Below are 19,927 nucleotides of genomic sequence, written 5' to 3'. Positions count from 1 at the left end.
CCCCACTCGATGCTGCTGACCAGCCGGAGACTCGTCCTGCGGCACTTCCGGCCGGGTGACGAGGAGGCGTTCGCCGCCTACCGCTCCGACCCCGAGGTGGCCCGGTACCAGGCGTGGGACACCCCGCTGTCGCTCCGGGAGGCGACGGCCGCCGTGGCGCGGCACGCCGCCGCCGACCCGGACCGGGTCGGGTGGTTCCCGTACGCCATAGCGCTCGACGGCCACCTGATCGGCGACATCGGCGTCAACCTGCACGAGAACCGGAAGCAGGCAGAGATCGGCTTCAGCGTCGCGACGCCGTTCCAGGGGCGCGGCTACGCCACCGAAGCCGTCGAACGCCTGCTCCGGCACCTGTTCCTCGACCTCGACCTGCACCGCGTCTCCGCGGAGTGCGACCCCCGCAACACCACGTCCGCGCGCCTGCTGGAGCGCGTCGGCTTCCGGCGCGAGGGACTGCGGCGGGAGAACACGTGGCTGCGGGACGAGTGGGTGGACGACCTGCTGTTCGGCCTGCTCGCCCCCGACTACCGTCGGGGGCGGGCGGCCGGTGGCGCGCTCAGCCGGTGAAGGCGCTGACCGCCCCCGCACCCCTGCCCGGCGCGTCCTCCCAGCGGCGCAGCTTCGCGGCGACGGCCAGGTAACGGGCGCTCGTCGGCGGTTCGACGACGTGGAAGTGCGACTCCTTGACCGGCATCAGGTCACCGCCCCACGCGACGACCCCCTCGCAGTCGGCGAGGATGTCGCGGACCACGGCCTTCTCGTGCTCGAAGAACCCGTCCCGCGCGCCCAGCGGGTAGAACAACGGGCGCAGGGCGATGCCGCTGCCCGACAGGTACGCCGACTCGTACGGGGCGGCGACGCGCCGGTCCTCGACGTGCCCGGTGAGCTCGCCCGGCCCCACCCGGTGCTCCACCTCGTACAGGAAACGCCGCACGACGTGCAGCAGGACCGGGGCCGCCGCCGGGGCGAGGCGCACGGTCAGCCCGCTGCCCTCCACCCGGAACTCCGGCGCGCCACCGGCGGTGAGCACGGGCCAGCCGTTGGCGCTCCTGCCGCCCCGCCACTCCGCCGGGCCGGTGGGTGCGGTCGCCGCCGGGGGAGCGGCCGACGCCGGGGGAGCGGCCGACGCCGGGGGAGCGGCGGTCCACAGGGCGCCGCCCGCGAGGGCCGCGCCGCCGAACGCGAGGAAACGGCGCCGGTCGATCGGTGTCATGGTGTGCTCTCCCCGTGTGGTCGCGACTGGTCCGAGGTGGGGCGTGCGCCGTGGCGCCGGGAGCGGCGGACGCGGGCGATCACCGGCACGGCGACGGCCGCCAGGACGAACACCCCGGTGAGGGCGTCCAGCGGCCAGGTCGTCACCGCCGCGGTCTCCCCGCTCCGCCACACGCACCGGACGTCCACCGGGAACTCGAAGAAGTAGCCGCCGCTGAGGTGGACGTCGTCGCCCAGGTCCGGCCGGTAGCGCCCGCACAGGTCTTCCGCCTGGTGTGCGATGGTCGACCACAGCGCGGCGGTGTGGCTGTCCACCGCCGCGAGCAGCAGCCACGCCACCGGCTCGACCCGCGCCCGCCGCGAGCCGCGCGGGGCGAACGTCGCCCGCCGCGTGGTCAGGCCGTGCACGAGCTTGACCAGGACCAGCAGCGGGGTCACCGCCAGCAGCAGGAGGGCGAGGTCGTTGGCGATCCGTTCCACGTGCCCGTCACTCGGCCTTCATGGCGCTGCGCCGCCGGTTCTCCGCCCCGCGCAGGATGTTCAGCGTGTCGGCGTAACCCTTGCAGAACGCCTGGAGGTCCGACGGCGTGATGCTGATCGGGTCGATCCACCCGCCGCTCTGCTGCTGCACCAGCAGCTTGCGGGCGGCGGCGTACTTCAGGGCGTCGACCGGGTTCGCGGGCGCCCCCGTCAGACACGCCACGGCGGCGTTGTTGGCGTCGGTCATCGTGCCGTACCGGCTGTCGAAGAAGTTGTTCACCCGGGACAGGTGGCCGCCCCGGAGCAGCAGGTCCTCGAACGCGGTCACGACGCTCGTGCCGTTCTTCACCGCCAAGCCGATCCGGTGACCGTCCATGTCCTCGACGAGGTCGTTGAGCATGAACGTCGTCTGCACGTTCGGCTTGGCCAGCCGCGCCATCGCGTAGGCGTAGCCGTCCTTGTTCTCGGACTCGTCGCGCACCCACTCACCGTAGAAGGTGATCAGGTCGCCGCACCAACCGCCCAGGTCGCCCAGGGTGAGACCGGCGCGCTCTCCGGCCCCCTTGAGCAGGTAGGCGTTCGCCGTGGCGGCCAGGTGGTCCACGGAGATCGACACGCCGAACGCCGGGTCCTGGTAGTCGTACTCCGGCGGCGGCCGCAGCCCCGCGTCGCGACAGACCGAGATGAACCCCTCGTCCACGCCTTCGAAGGTGGTGCGCCACTCGAAGTCGTTGTACTTCGGGTAGCGCAGCCACTCCAGCACCAGCTTCGACGCGCGGGACGGATCGTGACGCACCGCGAGGCCGTGCACCTCCCGCACGTAGGCGAGGAACTGGTCCACGCTGGTCGGGGCGTGACCGACGGAGTCCACCCCGAAGTCGGCACCCGGTCGGTGGACGACGCGGTCCAGGTCGAACACGTCGGAGCCGTTCTGGAACTGGAACTCCTTGATCTGGTTGAACGACCAGTTCAGCGGCAGCGGGAACCCGAGGTTGCCGGAGAAGCCCCAGGACATGCCGGAGACGAACGAGTGCGACACGTACGCCTCGGCGCTCACCCGTGCGGCCACGTTCCGCGAACCGTAGACGCCGACGACGTACCGGCCGCCCTGGCGGTTGAGCGCACCCCGGACGCCCAGGAAGTAAGGGACGATGTTGGAGGTGATCTCCGGGTCGGTGGCGTCGTAGTCGACCGCGAAGTAGATCACCGTGCCCCGGTTGAACCCGTAGTGCACGCCCCGCTCGTGCGCCAGCATCCCGTGCTGGTAGCCGGTCGAGTAGGTGAAGTCCACCAGCTGGCGGGCGTTGTACTGCCAGATCGGGAAGCACCGCAGCCCGGCGGCGAAGATCGCCTGCAACTCGCCCGGCTTGATCTCCTTGTCCAGCGTGCCGCCGGGGGCCTCGTCGAGGTAGCGCCCCACCGCCCGGTAACCGGCCTGGTACAGCGCCTGCGCGCGGGACGCGGTGATGGTGAACCTCGTGTCGCACGCGTCGGCCGGCCGGTCCGGGTCCCCGGTCGACACCAGCAGCTGCGCCCACGTCGCGTAGTCGCCGTTGCCGTGCTCCGGCAGCGCGGAGAACCGCTGGAACGCCCGGATGAAGTCGGCGGTCGCGGACGTGTAGGTGTCCCGGAACCCCACCCCGGACGTGCCGGGCACGGGCTCGTTGAAGATGCAGGCGGCGTGGAACAGCTGCGTGACCGGCCCTGACGTGCCGACGTACTGGGTGCGCTGCTGGAGACCGGCCTTGGTGGCGGGCCCGAAGCTGCCGTTGGGCTCGGCGATCCCCATCTCGTACTGGAGGGCCCGCACCAGCGCCTGCTGCACGTCCCGGGAGTAGTGGCCGTCGCAGGGACCGATGAAGTAGTTCGCCCTGGTCCAGTAGCGGCTGTTGAGCCACCGCTGGATGGTCACGACCACCTCCCGGCCGCCGCCGAGCAGGACGTAGGCGTCCATGGTCAGCAGCGCCTTGAAGATCTTCGGCGTCGTCTGGCCGCCCGCGGTGCCCGTCCCGCCGTCCGGCAGCCCCATGTCGCGCCGCATCGCCTTCACGGCCTCGGTGGTGACGGCGCCGTACCCGCCGTACTCGTTGGCGCCCCAGTACCCCTTGCAGAACAGGGCGTGCTGGATGATCCGCACGATGTCCTGGTTCCGGTTCCACCCGAAACCGATGTCGCCCAACGACTGGAGCGCGGCCAGCGTGCCGGGGCCGAAGTTCGCCACCAGGGGCGAGATGCCCAACTCGTGCTGCAACCCCATCGTCAGGGACCACATCGTGCCCCACCCGGTCCTGCCGTCCTCAGCGCACCGCTTGTACCCGGCCACGCCACCGTAGGTGGCGTTGACCCAACGCTGGGCTTCGAGCACCTTGTCGTCCATCAGGACCCGCAGACCTCTCTGCTCACCGCGGCCGTTTCCGGAGACGGCCCCGCACCGCGTGGCCGGTGGTCGCGCACGATCGGGATCGTTCGACCTGCGTGGTCGCACCGCGGAACGACTCGTGCAATGACGACGACAAGCGGAACCCGCTCCGCTGCACCCCCTCGGTAATAGCTTTACCGAATCGGTCGACGCTCCGTCAGCGCCCGTTCGAGTGACGCGGAGCAGCCGGGCCGACTACTCCGCTCCGCTGGGGCGGCGAGCGGCGGGCGAGGCGCAGGACGGCTCCGACCACAGTGGACCGCCGTCGGTCGTCCAGGGCTTCGATCGACGGGGCGGGAGCTGGACGACCAGGCGCTGCCGGTCGGGGCTCACCAACGCGCGAACTCGACGGCGGGACGGCCCGCGCCTCCGTTCGCGATGCCCGATCCGACGGCGAACCCCCATCACCGACGGCGGCCACCGGGGCGCCGGGCTCGGCGTCCCACACCGCCGCGAGCACGGCCGAGCCGGACCCCGGCCCCGGCCCCGGGAGAGGAGCGCGGAGGACGCACGACCTCGCCGGACGGGTCAGCGGGCCGCACGACCACGGGGCGTTCCGAGGCTGCCCGGAGATCGTCCACGGGACGGGCCTTAGGGGGGCTTTAGGGGTCGTTGAGCCGATTCGGCACGGCTACTTTTGCCCGAGGAACAGAGGCCCGGTCCGACGCGGAAGGCGACGGGATGACACGACCGTCCACTCGGGGCAGACCGCGCGGGACCGGGTTCGCCGGCCCCGCGCGACACCCCGGACGGGGACGCGGTCGACGTGCCCGCCGCACGACGGGAACCGGCTTCCGTGCGGCGCCCGCGGGCGGGCACCCCACCCACACCCACCGCCAGGGGGCCGTGTCCCGGCACCCGGCGGATCGGCTCACCGACCGGAGGTTCGCCCATGACTGAGGCAGTGGCGGTGGAGACGGCGTTCGAGAACCGGCTCGTGGAGCTGCGCCAGATCAAGGACGCGGCTCGCCGCGGGCCCGACGACGCGGCGACCACCCGGCAGCACGAGCGCGGCAAGCTGACCGCGCACGAGCGGATCGAACTGCTCCTCGACCCGGGGTCGTTCACCGAGGTCGAGGCCCTGCGCCGGCACCGGGCCACCGGCTTCGGCCTGGAGCACCGGCGGCCGTACTCCGACGGTGTCGTCTGCGGCTGGGGAACTGTGCACGGCCGCACGGTGTTCGTGTACGCGCACGACTTCCGGATCTTCGGCGGCGCGCTCGGCGAGGCCCACGCCCAGAAGATCCACAAGGTGATGGACCTCGCGGCGGCGGCCGGCGCGCCCCTGGTGTCCCTCAACGACGGCGCCGGCGCCCGCATCCAGGAGGGCGTCACGGCGCTCGCCGGGTACGGCGGGATCTTCCAGCGCAACACCCGGTGCTCCGGGGTCATCCCGCAGATCTCGGTGATGCTCGGCCCGTGCGCGGGCGGCGCGGCGTACTCGCCGGCGCTGACCGACTTCGTGTTCATGGTCCGCGAGACCTCGCAGATGTTCATCACCGGCCCGGACGTGGTGCACGCGGTGACGGGCGAGGAGATCACGCAGAACGGCCTCGGCGGCGCGGACGTGCACGCCACGACCTCCGGTGTCGCCGCGTTCGTCTACGAGGACGAGCAGAGCTGCATCGAGGACGTGCGGTACCTGATCTCCTTCCTGCCGTCCAACAACAACGAGGCACCACCGGTCGAACCGACCGACGACCCGCCCGACCGGCGGACCGACCGGCTGGTCGAACTCGTGCCGACCGACTCGACCCGCGCCTACGACATGTGCGCCGTCATCGAGGAGATCGTGGACGACGGCGCGTTCTTCCAGGTGCACGCGGGCTGGGCGACCAACGTCGTGTGCGCGCTGGCCCGGATGGACGGTCACGCGGTCGGCATCGTCGCGAACCAGCCCACCGTGCTCGCCGGCGTGCTCGACATCGAGGCCAGCGAGAAGGCCGCGCGGTTCGTGCAGACGTGCGACGCCTTCAACATCCCGCTCGTGACGCTCGTGGACGTGCCAGGCTTCCTGCCCGGCGTGGACCAGGAGCACGGCGGCATCATCCGGCACGGCGCGAAGCTGCTCTACGCCTACTGCAACGCCACGGTGCCGCGGGTGCAGGTCATCCTGCGCAAGGCCTACGGCGGCGCGTACATCGTGATGGACTCGCGCTCCATCGGCACCGACGTCTCGCTGGCGTGGCCGACGAACGAGATCGCCGTGATGGGCGCCGAGGGCGCGGCCAACGTCATCTTCCGCCGCGAGATCAAGGCGGCCGACGACCCCGAGGGCATGCGCCGCCTGAAGATCAAGGAGTACCGCACCGAGCTGATGCACCCCTACTACGCCGCCGAGCGCGGGCTGGTGGACGACGTGATCGAACCGGGCCGCACGCGCGAGCTGCTGGTCCGCGCGCTGCGGATGCTCCGGGCCAAGCACGCCGACATCCCGGCGCGCAAGCACGGGAACCCGCCGGTCTGATGGGCGAGCCCGACGTGCGCGTCCTGCACGGCTCACTGGACGACGACGAGCTGGCCGCCCTGGTCGCGGTGCTCTCCGCGGTGGCCGGTGCGATCCGGGCGGGGGAGTCGGCGCCCCCGGTCCCCAGGCCCCGCCGGCCGACTTCCTACCCGGCGTCCACGAGCTGGCGCACCCGTCGCTGAACCCCTCGGGGTTCGGCGACGGGTCCGCCCGGACCGGGTCACGTGCGCACGACGGTGCTGTCCAGGTAGGTCAGCACCGCGCGGATGCGCCGGTTCTCGTCCCGGCCGGCCTCCAGGCTGAGCTTCGCGAAGATGTTGCTGATGTGGTTCTCCACGGCGCCCTGGGTGACGCTCAGGTTCCGCGCGAGGGCCGCGTTCGAGAGGCCCTGCGCCATCAGGCCCAGCACCTCCTTCTCGCGCGCGGTGAGGGCGTCGAGCGGGTCCCGGCTGCGGGAGAGCATCTGGGCGACCACCTCGGGGTCGATCGCGGAACCGCCGCCCGCCACCCGCCGGACCGCCTCCAGGAAGTCGGTCACGTCGGCGACGCGCTCCTTGAGCAGGTAGCCCACCCCGGCGGCGCCCTTGGCGATCAGGTCGACGGCGTAGCTGCCCTCCACGTACTGCGACACCACGAGGACCGGCAGCCCGGGGAACTCCTGGCGGGCGGCCAACGCCGCCCGCAGCCCCTCGTTGGTGAACGTCGGCGGCATCCGGACGTCGGCGATCACCAGGTCCGGCCGGTGCTCGCGGACGGCGAGGAGCAGGTCGTCCCCGTTGTCCACGGCCGCGACCGTCTCGATGCCGACGTCGGCGAGCAGGCTCTGCACGCCGGCGCGCATGAGCACGGAGTCTTCGGCGATCACGACACGCATCTCGCGCTCCTCGGGGAAGTCACCAGCGGACGGGGAGGTCGGCGCGCACCACCGTCGGCCCGCCCACCGGGCTGACCACGGTGAGCACGCCGTCGATCGTCGCGGCGCGGTCGACCAGACCGGCCAGGCCGCCGCCGGGCCGGGGGGAGGCGCCGCCGCGGCCGTCGTCCGTGATCTCGACGACCACGGTGTCGTCGTCACGCGTCACCCGCACCGAGGCGCGGCCGGCGCCCGCGTGCTTCGTGATGTTGGCCAGCGTCTCGCTCACGATGAAGTACGCCGCGGTCTCCACCGGCGCGGGCGGGCGCGGCTCCACGTCGACCCGGACGTCCACCGGGATCAGCATCCGGGCCGTCAACGACGACAGCGCCGCGTCCAGGCCGCGGTCCTGGAGCACCGGCGGGTAGATCCCCCGGGCGAGGTCGCGCAGCTCGGACACGGCGAGCTTCGCGTCGGAGTGGGCCGAGCCGATCAGCTCGCGCGCCGCGGCCGGGTCGTCCGAGTCGAGCTTCAGCCGGGCCCGGCCCAGGCTCATCGCCACGGCCACCAGCCGCTGCTGCGCCCCGTCGTGCAGGTCCCGCTCGATGCGCCGGCGCTCGGCCTCCACGGCGTCGACGGCGCGGGCCCGCGAGTCCTTCAGCCGCCGGGTGTGCGCCTCCAGCTGGGCCGTGCGGTCGGGTCCCAGCAGCGACAGCGCCAGCGCGCCGTGCAGCTCCCCGATCTTCGGCGCCACGAAGATCCCGAACGGCGGCACGGCCACCGACACGATCCCGGCCACGAACTCGACGATGCCCAGCGGCAGCGCGAGCAGCACGTAGATCAGCTCGCGCCAGGTCACCGGGTCCACCAGCCGGACCTGCCAGGTGTGCAGCAGCCCCCCGCCTCCCGGCAGCCGGTGGGGCGCCGCCACGTCGACCCCGAGCATGGCGCGCACCCAGGCGCGCTCCAGGTCGGCGAAACCGCGGATGAGGGAGGTCGCGGCCACCAGGACGGGGATGCCGACCCACAGCATGATGGTGACGATGCCGAGCACGGTCGTCACGACCACGAGCGGGAACACCACCAGACGTACCGGGAAGCTCGCGAGGAGGAAGACGATGGTCCGGACCGGCCCCGGCCGGGGCGTCACCGCCACCGGGCGATCCGTTCCAGCTCCGGGACGAGGTCGTCGAGGGTGGGGGTGGCCAGCACCTCGTCGCGCACCTCGGCGGCGCAGGCGCGGAACGACGGCTCCTCCAGCAGCCGCTGGAGCCCGGCGCGGACCGAGTCCGGCGTGACGTCCTCCAGGTCCACCAGCAGGCCGTTGCCGCGCTTGACCTGGGCCACCGCGGACACCCGCTCGCTCCAGGTGGTGCCGGGGATCACGAGCTGCGGCACGCCGTTCACCACGGCGTTGCCGATGGTCGCGCCGCCGCCCTGGTGCACGATGGCCGAGCAGCCGGCCAGCAGCTCGTTCATCGGCACGAAGTCCACCGCGCGCACGTTGTCCGGCACCGTCCCGACCGACGCGAGCTGGTTCGCGTCGAGGTTCGCGACCACCTCGACGTCGAGGCCGGCGAGGCCGTTGAGCAGGTCGGCCACGGACGTCTCCTCGATGCCGATCACCTGGCGGTTCGAGACGCCCAGCGTCAGCATCACCCTGGGCCGCGCCGGCTCGTCGAGCACCCACCGGGGGATCGCCATCGGCTTGTTCTGCGGGACGAACCGCGCGGGCACGTAGTCGACGTCCACGCCGTCGTACCGCAGGTAGGACGGGTGGCAGTCGATGGTCTTGACGCCGTGGCGCAGGCTCTCGTCGTAGTCCGCGCCGAACCGGCCCACCGCGGCGGTCATCCACTCCACGAACGGGTCCGGCGAGCGGTCGTCCGGCCGGCTCGCGCGCAGGTCCCGGTACTGCGCGGCGATCCGCGCGGTCTGGTCGGCCGCGTACATCATCCGCAGGTGCGGAACACCGACGGCCCGCGCGACGATCGGCGCGGCGTAGATCATCGGGTCCCACACCACGAGGTCCGGCCGCCAGTGGCGGGCGAACCGGACCAACTCGTCGAGCAGGGGGTCCGGGGTGGTCCAGCGGAAGACGTCCACCCAGTGCTCGTAGACGTTGCGCACGTACTCCTCGGTGTAGCGCTCCGGCCGGCTCTCCGAAATCCGGAACCCGCCCTGCATCGCGTTGTCGCCGTCGACCTGGAGCCGTCGGTGCCGGGCGATGTCGAGGTCCCCGCCGAACCACATGGCGTCGAGGCCGGTCTCGGCGAACGAGGCGACCTCGCGCGGGTTGCGCTGGCCGACGAACCGCACCTCGTGCCCGGCGGCGGCCAGCGCCCACCCGACCGGTGCCATGCTGTAGACGTGCGTCCTCGTCGGGAAGACCATCAGCATGACGCGCATCGCACACACTCCGGGGTCACGGACGGGAAATCCAGGCCTGTCGGGGAAACGGTACGGCCGGCGCGCCGACGCGCCGACCCGACAAGGCCCCGGTAGGAGCGGGAACCCCTGTTCTGCCGGGGACGCCTTCCCCTCCGGAGCGGGGTGCGGTAGGGCGGGAGGACCGGGTGCGCACCCCCGCGGGTCATCGCGCGCCCGGAGGACCGCTCCACGCCCCCACCGGCGCAAGGACCGCTTTAGATCCCCCTTAGGGGCTGGTGGAGGAGATCCGGCGGCGGTTAGACATGGAAGCGGTCCCGATCGCGTCGGGCGGGACGTGGACAGCGAGCGAGGTGATGAGCATGGTCGTGGCACCCACGGACAAGGGCTGGGTCCCGTTCGGCGGGCACCGCACCTGGTACCGGGTCACCGGCGTCGTCGGAGGGGAGTTGCCCGCCGTCGTCGTGGTGCACGGCGGGCCCGGGAGCACGCACGACTACCTGCGCAACCTCGGCTCGCTCGCCGAGCACGGCTGGCCGGTGGTGCACTACGACCAGCTGGGCGGCGGCGGGTCGACGCACCTGCCGGACGCGGACCCGGGGTTCTGGACCCCCGAGCTGTTCGGCGACGAGCTCGACAACCTGCTGCACCGGCTGGGGATCGAGGACAACTACGTCCTCTTCGGACAGTCCTGGGGCGGTCTGGTCGTCGCGCGCCACGCCGCCGGGCGGCCGGACGGCCTGCGCGGGCTCGTGATCGCGAACTCGCCGGCGTCGTACCCGTTGTGGCGGCAGGAGATGGACGTGCTGCGGGCGCGGCTCCCGACCGGCGTGGACGCCGCGCTGCGGGCGCACGAGGCCGCCGGCACCACCGGCACGCAGGAGTACTTCGACCTCATGCGGGTGTTCTACGACCGGCACGTGTGCCGGGTGCTGCCGTGGCCGGACGAGTACCTGGCCTCGTTCCTGGAGATGGCCGAGGACAACACCGTCTACTCCGTGATGAACGGGCCGAGCGAGTTCACCGTCACCGGCACGCTCAAGGACTACTCGGTGATCGACCACCTCGACGACATCGAGGTGCCCACGCTCCTCGTCTCCGGTCGGCACGACGAGGCCACCCCGGTGACCGTCCAGCCGTACGCCGACCGCATCCACGACGTGCGCTGGGAGATCTTCGAGCACTCCAGCCACGTGCCGCACCTGGAGGAACCCGAGCGGTTCCGCGAGGTCCTGCTCGGCTTCCTGCGAGAAGTCCACGCCTGCGCGTCCGAGAGCCGGACCGCCGGAAGAGAGGTCGCCAGACATGGATGAGGCCACCGGGCCGGGGTCGGCGATCGTCTTCCCCGGGATGAGCCCGTGCAGGTTCGCCGACTTCGGCAAGTTCCTACTCCTCAACCCCTTCGCCCGCCGGCTGACCGCGGAAGCGGGCGACCGGCTCGGCTACCCGCTGATCGACCGCTTCCGCGACGCGGAGGGCGACTACTCCGAGTACGCGCAGGTCGGGTTCATGCTCACCTGCGTCGCGCTCGCCGAGTGGGCGGAGCAGGAGTACGGCATCAGCCCCGACTACTGCACCGGGCCGAGCTTCGGCGAGAAGCCCGCCAGCGTGTACGCCGGTTCCCTGACCTTCTCCGACGCCGTGTGGATGACCGCGGAGCTGGCGCGCTGCCTCACCGAGTTCTTCGCGACCGAGTACACGGACGTGGTCACGCACTCGTTCGTCCGGACGCCGGAGGACAAGCTGGACGAGGTGCTCGCCGAGCTGGCGGCACGCGGCGAGTGGCACGACATCTCGTGCTACATCGACCACGACTTCTACATGGTGTCGTTGCGCGAGCGGAACCTCGACTGGCTCAAGGACGCGGTGCGCGGCATGGGCGGGCTCTCGCTCTACACGATGCGACCGCCCCTGCACTCGCGGGCGTTCGGCGCGCTGCGCCGCAAGGTGGAGGACGAGGTCATCGGCGACCTGCGGTTCCACGACCCGCTCCTGCCGATCATCGCCGACCAGGACGGTTCGATCCTGCGCTCCGGCGAGCAGGTGCGCACCATGCTGCTCGACAGCATCGTCAAGCCGCTGAACTGGTTGCAGGTGGTCTCGTCGCTGGAGCAGCTCGGGGTGCGCAAGCTCTGGGTGGCGGGCCCGGACACGCTGTTCGGTCGCGTCCGGGCCACCACGAGCCGGTTCGAGGTGGTCACGGTGAACCCCCGCCTGGCCCTGCACCCGCGGCGGCGTGGCACCGGACCGTCGCACGTCAGCTAGCGGGCTGCAAGCCGGCCAACGTGGTCCACAGCCGGCCGGGGTTCTCGAAGGTCTCCAGGTTCAGGGCGTCGTCCTGGAAGCGGACCCCGTAGTTCTGCTCCAGCACGGCGAGCAGCTCCACGGTCGCGAGCGAGTCGAGGCCGTACTCCCGGAGCGGGGTGTCGGCCGCCAAGGCCTCCTCGGCGGACAGGAACGGGAGGAACGAGCGCAGCGTCTCGTCGAAAGTGCTGTCCCACATGGCAAACTCCGGATCGCTGGGTTCGGCGGACGGCAAAACCGACCGTCCGGTTCGTTTTTGGACCCTACCTCGCGTCGCCGCTCCGGATCGACGCATCGGCACCCCTATTCCACGGCGGAGGACGACGATGGACACGAGTTCCACCGGGCTGCACGCCCGGTTCCTGCGGGGCCTGGCCCGGTCGGAGCGCGGGGTCGCGCTCCACCTGGGCGAACAGCGGATCGACTACGCCCGGCTGCACGACCTGGCCCTGCTCTGGGGCGGCGCGCTGGTCGACGCCGGCGCCCGCACGGTAGGGGTGCTGGCGGACAAGGGGATCACCGCGTACGCCGGTGTCCTCGCCGGGCTCTACGCCGGCGCGACCGTCGTGCCGCTGCGACCCGACTTCCCGGCGGCGCGCACCGCGCAGATGGTCCAGGCCGCCGGGGTGGACGCGATCGTCGCCGACGCGCGCGGTCTCGCCCAGTGCCCGCGGGTGCTGGCCGGGCGGCGGGCGACCGTGCTCGCACCCGGGGCGGAGGGGGCGACGGCGGCGGTGGTCCGGCCGCACTTCTCCCGGGCCCTGGCCGCGCCGCTGTCGGTGAGCCCGGAGGACACCGCGTACGTGCTGTTCACCTCGGGGTCCACCGGCCGCCCCAAGGGGGTCCGGATCAGCCACGGCGCCACCGACCACTACTTCGGCCTGCTCGACGCGCGCTACGACTTCACGCCGGACGACGTGTTCTCCCAGACCTTCGACCTGAACTTCGACTGCGCGATGTTCGACCTGTTCTGCGCGTGGGGCGCCGGCGCGCCGGCGGTCGTGCCGCCGCGAGCCGCCTACCGCGCGCTGCCGGAGTTCGTGGCCGACCGCGGGGTGACGGTCTGGTTCTCCACGCCGAGCGCCGTCGACCTCGTCCGCCGCACCGGCGGGCTGCGCCCCGGCGCCCTGTCGGGGCTGCGGTGGAGCTTCTTCGCCGGTGAGGCGCTGAACGTGCGGGACGCGGCCGACTGGCGGGCCGCGTCCTCCTCGACCGTGGAGAACCTGTACGGGCCCACCGAGCTCACCATCACCGTCGCCGGCTACCGCTGGGACGACGTGGAGACGCCCCGGATCGCGGTGAACGGCGTGGTGCCGATCGGCGAGGTGCACGCGGGCCACGACCACCTGCTGCTGGGCGAGCACGACGTCGCGGCGCCCGAGGAGCCGGGGGCCGAGGGCGAGCTGTGCGTCGCCGGCCCGCAGCTGACCCCGGGCTACCTCGACCCGGCCGACGAGCGCGGCCGGTTCCTCGACCGCGGCGGTCGCCGCTACTACCGCACGGGCGACCGCGTCCGCCGGCTCGACGACGGCGTCCTCGCCTACCTCGGCCGCCTCGACTCGCAGGTCCAGGTGCTCGGCTGGCGCGTCGAGCTCACGGAGGTGGAGCACGCCCTGCGCGCCTGCGGTGTGCACGACGCCGTGGCGCTGGGCGTCGCCTCGGACGCGGGCACCGAGCTGTTCGTGTTCTACACCGGCCCGACCCGGCCGGTGATCGAACTGGTCCGCGCCCTGCGCGAGGTGCTGCCCGAAGGCGTGATCCCGCGCCACTACCGCAACGTCGCCGAATTCCCCCTCAACTCCAACCGGAAGATCGACCGCAAGGCGCTGGCCGCGGAAGCCGCCGATCTGCTCAGCCCTGTGCCGGTCGGCTGAACCCGCAGGTCACGCCCCTGTTGCGTCGGGCCACCCCGGAGGACTCCCACGTCCTGCGGGGTGGCCCGACGCATTTCGGGGTCCGTGCGGTTAGGGGGCCGCTAGGGGTGTGGTCGGCCACGCCGCCGCGGTTAATTTTCCGACATCGGGGCATCGTTCGTGCGCCGCACGTGATTCTTTCGAGTCCATACGGGAGCAGCAGTCGTGAACGATTCTCCTGGCGGTCCGCTCATCCACTCCCTGCTCGACGAGGCGGTGGCCGACGCGCCCGCGTCGACCGCGGTGCGCGACGCCGCCGGCGCCTGGACCTACGCCGAACTGGCCGCGTGGAGCCGTGCCGCGGAAGCGGTGCTGGCACGCCGGGGCGTCGGCCGCGGCGACCGCGTCCTCCTGCAACTGCCCACCACCCGCGAGCTGGTCGCGCTGCTCTACGGCACCTCCCGTCGCGGCGCGGTGTTCGTGCCGGTGAACCCGGCGATGAAGCCGTTCCAGTTCGGGTCCGTGGCGGCGAACGCCGAACCGGTGCTGCTCGTCACGCCGGCCGAGTTCGGTCCGCTGTGGACGGAGGTCGAGCGGGCCTTCGCCGCGGGCGAGCGGGCCGAGCCGACGGAGGTGGCGGAGGACGACGTCGCCGTCCTCGTCTACACCTCCGGCAGCACCGCCACGCCGAAGGGCGTGATCGGGCCGCACCGCCAGGTCGTCTTCGCCACCCGGGCGATCCAGGCCGTGCTCGGCTACCGAGGCGACGACGTGGTGTTCTGCCGGTTCCCGATGTCCTGGGACTACGGCCTCTACAAGGTGCTGCTGGCGTGCGGCGGGCGCAGCGAGATCGTGCTCGCCGACGCCGAGTCGGACCTGCGGCTGCTCCGGCGGATGCGGGAGGTCGGCGCCACGGTGGTGCCCATCGTCCCGTCGCTCGCCACCATGATCGCCACGCTCGCCGGGCGCGACGACCAACCGCCCGCGCCCGTGCGGCTGTTCACCAACACCGGCGCGGCGCTGCCCGACGCCACGATCGCCGCCCTCCGCGCGGCCTTCCCCGGCGTCCGGGTGGTCCGCCAGTTCGGCCAGACCGAGTGCAAGCGGATCACGATCATGCCGCCCGACGAGGACCTCGACCGCCCCGGCTCCTCGGGGCTCCCGCTGCCCGGCACGTCCGTGCACATCCTCGCCGCCGACGGCACCGAGCTGCCCGCCGGCGACATCGGCGAGATCGTCGCCGCCGGCCCGCACGTGATGCCGGGCTACTGGCGCGCGCCGGAGCTGAGCGCCCGCGCCTTCCGCCGCGACGAGGCCACCGGCGCGCTCCGCCTGCACACCGGCGACTACGGCCGGCTCGACGCCGACGGCTACCTCTACTTCGAGGGCCGCCGCGACGACATGTTCAAGCGCAAGGGCATCCGGATGTCCACGCTGGAGATCGAGGCCGCCGCGATGGACATCCCCGGTGTCCGCGCGGCCGGCGCGATCCCGCCGAGCGACACCCGGGACCTCGCCATCTGCGTCGAGGGCGACCTGTCGCCCACGACGGTCCTGCGGGAACTCGCCAAGCGGCTGGAGCCGCAGAAGGTCCCGTCGCTGTGCCACGTCGTGGAGGAGCTCCCGCTCACGGCGCACGGCAAGAACGCCACGGACGAACTCGCCCGGCTCGTGGAAGGCGCCCACCAGTGAGCAAGTACCGCACCCTGGCCGAGAAGTTCGGCACACCCACCTACGTCTACGACCTCGACGTGGTCGCGCAGGCCCGCGACCAGCTGTTCGGTCTGCTGCCCGACGGCGTCGAGCTGTTCTACGCGCTCAAGGCCAACCCGCACCCGGAGATCGCGCGCGAGCTGCGCGCCGGGGGCGACCGGCCGTGCCGCGCGGAGATCAGCTCCACCGGCGAGCTGGGCAACGCCCTGGCCGCCGGGTTCGCACCGGAGGAGATCCTCTACACCGGCCCGGGCAAGACGGACGCCGAACTGGAGCGGGCCGTCGCCGCCGGGGTCCGGCTGTTCTCCGTCGAGTCGGCGAGCGACCTGCGGCACGTCGGCGCCGCCGCGGTGAAGCACGGCGTGACCGCGTCGTGCCTGCTGCGCGTGAACACCACCGCGAGCAACGCCTCCAGCGGCATCCGCATGATGGGCCGGCCCTCGCAGTTCGGCATCGACGCCGAGACCCTCCCCGCGCTCATGCCCGAGCTGCGGGCCGTGCCCGGCACCCGCCTCGTCGGGGCGCACTTCTTCACCATGAGCAACGCCCAGGACGAGGACGGCCTGCTCGGCGAGTACGAGTTCGTGCTGCACTCCGCCGCGCGGCTGCGCGACGAGGTCGGCCTGCCGCTGGAGCTGCTCGACATCGGCGGCGGCTTCTCCTCGCCCTACGCCGTGCCCGGCCCGCGCACCGACTACCCGAAGCTGCGCGCGGGCCTGGAGGTCCTGCTCGACCTGCACCTGCCCGAGTGGCGCTCCGGTGAGGTCGGGCTGGCCTGCGAGTCCGGCCGCTACCTGGCCGGCAGCTGCGGCTCGCTGCTCGCGGGGGTGGTGAACGTCAAGGAGAGCCGGGGCCACCGGTTCGTGATCCTCGACGGCGGCATCAACGTGCTCGGCGGCCTGTCCGGCATCGGCCGGCTGCTGCCCGCCGCCGTCGACCTCGACGGCGTCGACGACGACGACCTGCGCACCGGCAGCCTCGTCGGCCCCCTGTGCACGCCCGGCGACTCGCTCGCCAAGGCGGCCAGGATGCCCGAGCTGGCGCCCGGCGACGTGGTGACCGTGCCGAACGTGGGCGCGTACGGCGTGACCGCGAGCCTCATCGGCTTCCTGGGCCGTCCGGCGCCGGTCGAGGTCGTGGTGCGCGGCGAGGACGTCGTCTCGGTGTCCCGGTTGGACTACCACCGGACGTACGAGGTGACGCCGTGAACGACGACGCGGCCCCCGTCGGGGCGGTGGTGGACGCGGGCGCGGCCAAGCGGACCGTGATCGTCAGCAGCATGGCGTCCGACTCGCACACGTGGAACCTCGTGTACCTGGAGCTGCTGCTGGGCGAACTCGGGTTCGACGTGGTGAACCTCGGCGCGTGCGTGCCGGACGAGCTGCTGAGGTCCGAGTACCTGAGCCGTCGGCCCGCGCTGCTCGTGCTGAGCAGCGTGAACGGGCACGGCTACCAGGACGGCCTGCGCGTGATCCGGCGCCTGCGGGAGTTCCCGCAGGCGCACCGGGCCCCGGTGGTCATCGGCGGCAAGCTCGGCATCGGCGGGGCGCTCACCGAGGACGAGGTCGGGCAGTTGCTGCTCGCCGGCTTCGACGCGGTGTTCGACGACCAGCGGGACCCCGCCCCGTTCCACCGGCTCGCCGCCGAGCTCTCGACCGGCTCGGCGCAGCTGCCGGTGCGGGTGGAAGGGGCCGAGGCGTGAGCTTCGAGCGGTTCGTCGCGAGCCGGCACGCGGCCGGTGAACTCGTGGTGCAGCCCCGGATGGGCTTCGCCGACCCGGCCGCCATGCGCGCCGGGCTGGCCGCGACGAGGGACGCCGCCGCCGCGACGGTCGGCACCATCACGCTCGACAGCTACACCCGGGTCGGCGACACCGACTCCGTCTCCCGCGCGCTGCGCGCCGGGAACCCGCTGAACGGCTACCCCATCGTCAACCACCCGCCCGAGGTCACCCGCGCGATGCTCGACGGCATCGAGGGCCCCGACTTCCCGGTGCAGGTGCGGCACGGTTCGGCGCGTCCCGCGGACATCTTCCGCGCGATGATCGCCGCCGGCCTGCACGCCACCGAGGGCGGCCCGGTCTCCTACTGCCTGCCCTACAGCCGGACCCCGCTCGACGAGTCCGTGCGCAACTGGTCCGAGTGCTGCGAGCTGCTGCTGGCCGCCGAGCAACCGGGCAGCAGGCCGCACCTGGAGACCTTCGGCGGCTGCATGCTGGGCCAGCTGTGCCCGCCGAGCGAGCTGGTCGCGCTCAGCGTGCTCGAAGCGCTGTTCTTCCACCGGGCCGGGTTCCGCAGCCTCTCCGTGAGCTACGCGCAGCAGACGAACCTGGCGCAGGACCAGGAGGCGGTGGCGGCGCTGCGCAGGCTGTGCGCCGAGCTGCTGCCGGGCACCACCTGGCACGTGGTGGTCTACGCGTACATGGGGCTGTTCCCGCGCACCGCGGCCGGGGCGCGGGGACTGCTGCGCTCGGCGGCCGAGCTGGCCGTGACCACCGGGTCGGAGCGGCTGATCGTGAAGACCGTCGCCGAGGCGCACCGCATCCCCACCGTCGCCGAGAACGTGGCGGCGCTGGCGCAGGCGGCCTCCGCCGCCGGCACCGCGGTGGCCCCGGTGGACGCGGACAACCAGGTCTACCGCGAGGCGCACGCGCTCGTCGACGCGGTGCTCAACAGCCACGCCGACCTGGGCCGCGCGATCGTGATCGCGTTCAAGCGCGGCCTGCTCGACATCCCGTTCTGCCTGCACCCGGACAACGCCGGGCAGGCCCGCAGCCACCTCGCCCCGGACGGCCGGCTCGGCTGGTCCGAACTCGGGTCGCTGCCGCTGCGGCGGGTCGTCGAGCGCGCCCGGGCGGGCCCGATCACGTCGTCGACGTTGATGTCCGCCCTCTCCTACGTCCAGAACACCCACGACGCCAGGGCATTGGCACGGCCGATGCCCGCGATCGGAACGGATGCGCGATGAGCACACGGCGGACGATCCGGGAGTACCCGTTCGACATGCACGACATCTCCGTCTCCGAGCAGTACCACCGCCTCCAGCGCGACGAGCCGATGAGCCGCGTGCAGCTGCCGTTCGGCGAACCCGCGTGGCTGGCGACGAAGTACGCCGACGTGAAGCTCGTGATGACCGACCCGCGGTTCAGCCGGGAGCTCGCGCAAGGGCTCGACCAGCCGCGGATGCGCCGCCAGCAGATGGGCGACGGCATCATGGGGATGGACCCGCCGGACCACTCGCGGCTGCGCCGCCTGGTCGGCAAGGCGTTCACCGCCCGCCGCATGGAGCGGATGCGCGACGGCGTGCGGGAGCTGGTGCACCGGCTGATCGACGACGTGGTGGCCCGGGGCGACACCGCGGACCTGGTCGAGGACCTCGCCCGGCCGCTGCCGGTGACCGTGATCTGCGACCTGCTCGGGGTGCCGCGGGAGGACCACGGGATCTTCCGCGAGTGGACGCAGGCGCTGGTCAGCGACGCCACGGCGAAGGGCGACGTGCTGGACGTGTACGGCGACCAGCTCGACGGCTACATCGCCGACCTGGTCGCGCGACGGCGCGAGGACCCCACCGACGACCTGCTCGGCGCGCTGGTCTACGCCCGCGACGCCGGGGACAAGCTCAGCGAGAACGAGCTGATCTCGATCGCCGGCGCGGGACTCCTCACCGGTGGCGTGGAAACGGTCTCCTCGGCCCTGCCCAGCTTCGTCTACACCCTGCTCACCCACCCGGAGGAGCTGGCGGCGCTGCGCGCCGAGCCGGAGCTGATCCCCACCGCGGTCGAGGAGCTGCTGCGGTACGTGCCGATCAACACCGCGGCGATGTTCGCCCGCTACGCCACCGTGGACGTCCGCGTCGGCGACGTCGTGGTGCGCGCGGGCGACCCGGTGCTGCCCGCGCTGCACGCGGCCAACCGCGACCCCGAGGTGTTCGCCGACCCGGACCGCATCGACCTGCGGCGCAGCCCCAACCCGCACCTGGCGTTCGGGCACGGCCCGCACCACTGCATCGGCGCCCAGCTGGCCCGGTTGGAGCTGCGGGAAGCGCTCCAGGCGGTGCTGGAGCGGTTCCCGGACCTGCGCCTCGCGGACGGGCCCGAGGGCGTGAAGTGGGAGTTCGGCGTGATCGTGCGGGGGCCCTCGCTCCTGCGCGTCGCCTGGTGAACCCCTGACCCGGAGCCCCGCTCCCGGGGTCGGGGCCGGTGGAAGGGCCGACCCGCGATCCGACGAACAGACCATGAG

Annotated in this window: 18 protein-coding genes; 11 read left to right on the top strand and 7 right to left on the bottom strand. The window is 72.7% G+C overall.

The window, feature by feature from the left end:
* Window positions 1-9: 9 nt before the first annotated feature.
* Window positions 10-567: a GNAT family N-acetyltransferase gene (locus tag J2S66_RS14975; protein ID WP_310307658.1), complete on the top strand. Its 558-nt coding sequence runs from the start codon at window positions 10-12 to the stop codon at window positions 565-567.
* Here the strand turns inward: J2S66_RS14975 and J2S66_RS14970 are convergent.
* The 3 genes from J2S66_RS14970 to J2S66_RS14960 are packed head-to-tail and all read right to left on the bottom strand — an operon-like array spanning window position 557 to window position 4,069.
* Window positions 557-1,213, bottom strand: coding sequence for a hypothetical protein (locus J2S66_RS14970; RefSeq protein ID WP_310307657.1), 657 nt, complete (start codon window positions 1,211-1,213; stop codon window positions 557-559). The two genes, J2S66_RS14975 and J2S66_RS14970, sit on opposite strands and share 11 nt — an antisense overlap.
* Window positions 1,210-1,692 carry a hypothetical protein gene (locus J2S66_RS14965; protein WP_310307656.1) on the bottom strand — a complete coding sequence of 161 codons (483 nt, stop codon included), beginning with the start codon at window positions 1,690-1,692 and terminating at the stop codon, window positions 1,210-1,212. Before J2S66_RS14965 ends, J2S66_RS14970 begins: the two co-directional genes overlap by 4 nt.
* Window positions 1,693-1,699: 7 nt before the next feature.
* The gene (locus J2S66_RS14960) at window positions 1,700-4,069 is read right to left on the bottom strand and encodes a glycoside hydrolase domain-containing protein (RefSeq protein ID WP_310307654.1); all 2,370 of its coding nucleotides are present in this window, start codon (window positions 4,067-4,069) and stop codon (window positions 1,700-1,702) included.
* A 934-nt stretch (window positions 4,070-5,003) separates the two neighbouring features.
* Here J2S66_RS14960 and J2S66_RS14955 point away from each other — a divergent pair.
* Together J2S66_RS14955 and J2S66_RS14950 are read left to right on the top strand one after the other, a co-directional pair.
* On the top strand, window positions 5,004-6,578 hold the full coding sequence (locus J2S66_RS14955; protein ID WP_310307653.1) for an acyl-CoA carboxylase subunit beta: 1,575 nt from the start codon (window positions 5,004-5,006) through the stop codon (window positions 6,576-6,578).
* Window positions 6,578-6,760 (top strand): acyl-CoA carboxylase subunit epsilon, encoded by a 183-nt coding sequence (locus J2S66_RS14950; protein ID WP_310307651.1) that lies wholly within the window; start codon window positions 6,578-6,580, stop codon window positions 6,758-6,760. The genes J2S66_RS14955 and J2S66_RS14950 overlap by 1 nt, the downstream gene beginning before the upstream one ends.
* Window positions 6,761-6,798: 38 nt before the next feature.
* Here J2S66_RS14950 and J2S66_RS14945 read toward each other — a convergent pair whose 3' ends face one another.
* Genes J2S66_RS14945 through J2S66_RS14935 form a run of 3 tightly spaced genes read right to left on the bottom strand, consistent with a single transcriptional unit; the run spans window position 6,799 to window position 9,831 of the window.
* Window positions 6,799-7,452: a response regulator transcription factor gene (locus J2S66_RS14945; RefSeq protein ID WP_310307650.1), complete on the bottom strand. Its 654-nt coding sequence runs from the start codon at window positions 7,450-7,452 to the stop codon at window positions 6,799-6,801.
* A 19-nt stretch (window positions 7,453-7,471) separates the two neighbouring features.
* On the bottom strand, window positions 7,472-8,587 hold the full coding sequence (locus J2S66_RS14940; protein WP_310307649.1) for a sensor histidine kinase: 1,116 nt from the start codon (window positions 8,585-8,587) through the stop codon (window positions 7,472-7,474).
* Window positions 8,578-9,831: a nucleotide disphospho-sugar-binding domain-containing protein gene (locus J2S66_RS14935; RefSeq protein ID WP_310307648.1), complete on the bottom strand. Its 1,254-nt coding sequence runs from the start codon at window positions 9,829-9,831 to the stop codon at window positions 8,578-8,580. The genes J2S66_RS14940 and J2S66_RS14935 overlap by 10 nt, the downstream gene beginning before the upstream one ends.
* A 350-nt stretch (window positions 9,832-10,181) precedes the next feature.
* Here J2S66_RS14935 and J2S66_RS14930 point away from each other — a divergent pair, with 350 nt between their 5' ends.
* Window positions 10,182-11,132 (top strand): proline iminopeptidase-family hydrolase, encoded by a 951-nt coding sequence (locus J2S66_RS14930; RefSeq protein WP_310307647.1) that lies wholly within the window; start codon window positions 10,182-10,184, stop codon window positions 11,130-11,132.
* Entirely contained in the window at window positions 11,125-12,084 is a 960-nt protein-coding gene (locus J2S66_RS14925; RefSeq protein ID WP_310307646.1) for an ACP S-malonyltransferase, read from the top strand. The genes J2S66_RS14930 and J2S66_RS14925 overlap by 8 nt, the downstream gene beginning before the upstream one ends.
* Here the strand turns inward: J2S66_RS14925 and J2S66_RS14920 are convergent.
* Window positions 12,077-12,322, bottom strand: a complete 246-nt coding sequence (locus J2S66_RS14920; RefSeq protein WP_310307644.1) for an acyl carrier protein — start codon at window positions 12,320-12,322, stop codon at window positions 12,077-12,079. The genes J2S66_RS14925 and J2S66_RS14920 overlap by 8 nt on opposite strands.
* A gap of 127 nt (window positions 12,323-12,449) precedes the next feature.
* Here J2S66_RS14920 and J2S66_RS14915 point away from each other — a divergent pair, with 127 nt between their 5' ends.
* From J2S66_RS14915 to J2S66_RS14890, 6 genes are all read left to right on the top strand, one after another.
* Complete coding sequence (locus tag J2S66_RS14915) at window positions 12,450-13,997, top strand: AMP-binding protein (protein WP_310307643.1); 1,548 nt, start codon at window positions 12,450-12,452, stop codon at window positions 13,995-13,997.
* A gap of 204 nt (window positions 13,998-14,201) precedes the next feature.
* Window positions 14,202-15,668, top strand: a complete 1,467-nt coding sequence (locus J2S66_RS14910; protein ID WP_310307642.1) for an AMP-binding protein — start codon at window positions 14,202-14,204, stop codon at window positions 15,666-15,668.
* Complete coding sequence (locus J2S66_RS14905) at window positions 15,665-16,897, top strand: type III PLP-dependent enzyme domain-containing protein (RefSeq protein ID WP_310307640.1); 1,233 nt, start codon at window positions 15,665-15,667, stop codon at window positions 16,895-16,897. The genes J2S66_RS14910 and J2S66_RS14905 overlap by 4 nt, the downstream gene beginning before the upstream one ends.
* Complete coding sequence (locus tag J2S66_RS14900) at window positions 16,894-17,391, top strand: cobalamin B12-binding domain-containing protein (protein ID WP_310307639.1); 498 nt, start codon at window positions 16,894-16,896, stop codon at window positions 17,389-17,391. The genes J2S66_RS14905 and J2S66_RS14900 overlap by 4 nt, the downstream gene beginning before the upstream one ends.
* Window positions 17,388-18,656, top strand: coding sequence for a methylaspartate mutase (locus J2S66_RS14895; protein WP_310307638.1), 1,269 nt, complete (start codon window positions 17,388-17,390; stop codon window positions 18,654-18,656). Before J2S66_RS14900 ends, J2S66_RS14895 begins: the two co-directional genes overlap by 4 nt.
* The gene (locus tag J2S66_RS14890) at window positions 18,653-19,849 is read left to right on the top strand and encodes a cytochrome P450 (RefSeq protein WP_310307636.1); all 1,197 of its coding nucleotides are present in this window, start codon (window positions 18,653-18,655) and stop codon (window positions 19,847-19,849) included. The genes J2S66_RS14895 and J2S66_RS14890 overlap by 4 nt, the downstream gene beginning before the upstream one ends.
* Window positions 19,850-19,927 lie beyond the last annotated feature (78 nt).

This window comes from Saccharothrix longispora (genome assembly GCF_031455225.1).
GTDB classification, from domain to species: domain Bacteria; phylum Actinomycetota; class Actinomycetes; order Mycobacteriales; family Pseudonocardiaceae; genus Actinosynnema; species Actinosynnema longispora.
The sequence above is the reverse complement of the archived record's forward strand: the minus strand, read 5'-3'. Positions and strand labels throughout refer to the sequence as shown.

Excerpts from the sequence above, each read along its gene's own strand:
- J2S66_RS14915 (WP_310307643.1), top strand. The coding sequence starts at position 12,450 with ATGGACACGAGTTCCACCGGGCTGCACGCCCGGTTCCTGCGGGGCCTG.
- J2S66_RS14935 (WP_310307648.1), bottom strand. The coding sequence starts at position 9,831 with ATGCTGATGGTCTTCCCGACGAGGACGCACGTCTACAGCATGGCACCG.
- J2S66_RS14925 (WP_310307646.1), top strand. The coding sequence starts at position 11,125 with ATGGATGAGGCCACCGGGCCGGGGTCGGCGATCGTCTTCCCCGGGATG.
- J2S66_RS14970 (WP_310307657.1), bottom strand. The coding sequence starts at position 1,213 with ATGACACCGATCGACCGGCGCCGTTTCCTCGCGTTCGGCGGCGCGGCC.
- J2S66_RS14960 (WP_310307654.1), bottom strand. The coding sequence starts at position 4,069 with ATGGACGACAAGGTGCTCGAAGCCCAGCGTTGGGTCAACGCCACCTAC.
- J2S66_RS14920 (WP_310307644.1), bottom strand. The coding sequence starts at position 12,322 with ATGTGGGACAGCACTTTCGACGAGACGCTGCGCTCGTTCCTCCCGTTC.
- J2S66_RS14975 (WP_310307658.1), top strand. The coding sequence starts at position 10 with ATGCTGCTGACCAGCCGGAGACTCGTCCTGCGGCACTTCCGGCCGGGT.
- J2S66_RS14950 (WP_310307651.1), top strand. The coding sequence starts at position 6,578 with ATGGGCGAGCCCGACGTGCGCGTCCTGCACGGCTCACTGGACGACGAC.
- J2S66_RS14930 (WP_310307647.1), top strand. The coding sequence starts at position 10,182 with ATGGTCGTGGCACCCACGGACAAGGGCTGGGTCCCGTTCGGCGGGCAC.
- J2S66_RS14955 (WP_310307653.1), top strand. The coding sequence starts at position 5,004 with ATGACTGAGGCAGTGGCGGTGGAGACGGCGTTCGAGAACCGGCTCGTG.
- J2S66_RS14945 (WP_310307650.1), bottom strand. The coding sequence starts at position 7,452 with ATGCGTGTCGTGATCGCCGAAGACTCCGTGCTCATGCGCGCCGGCGTG.
- J2S66_RS14890 (WP_310307636.1), top strand. The coding sequence starts at position 18,653 with ATGAGCACACGGCGGACGATCCGGGAGTACCCGTTCGACATGCACGAC.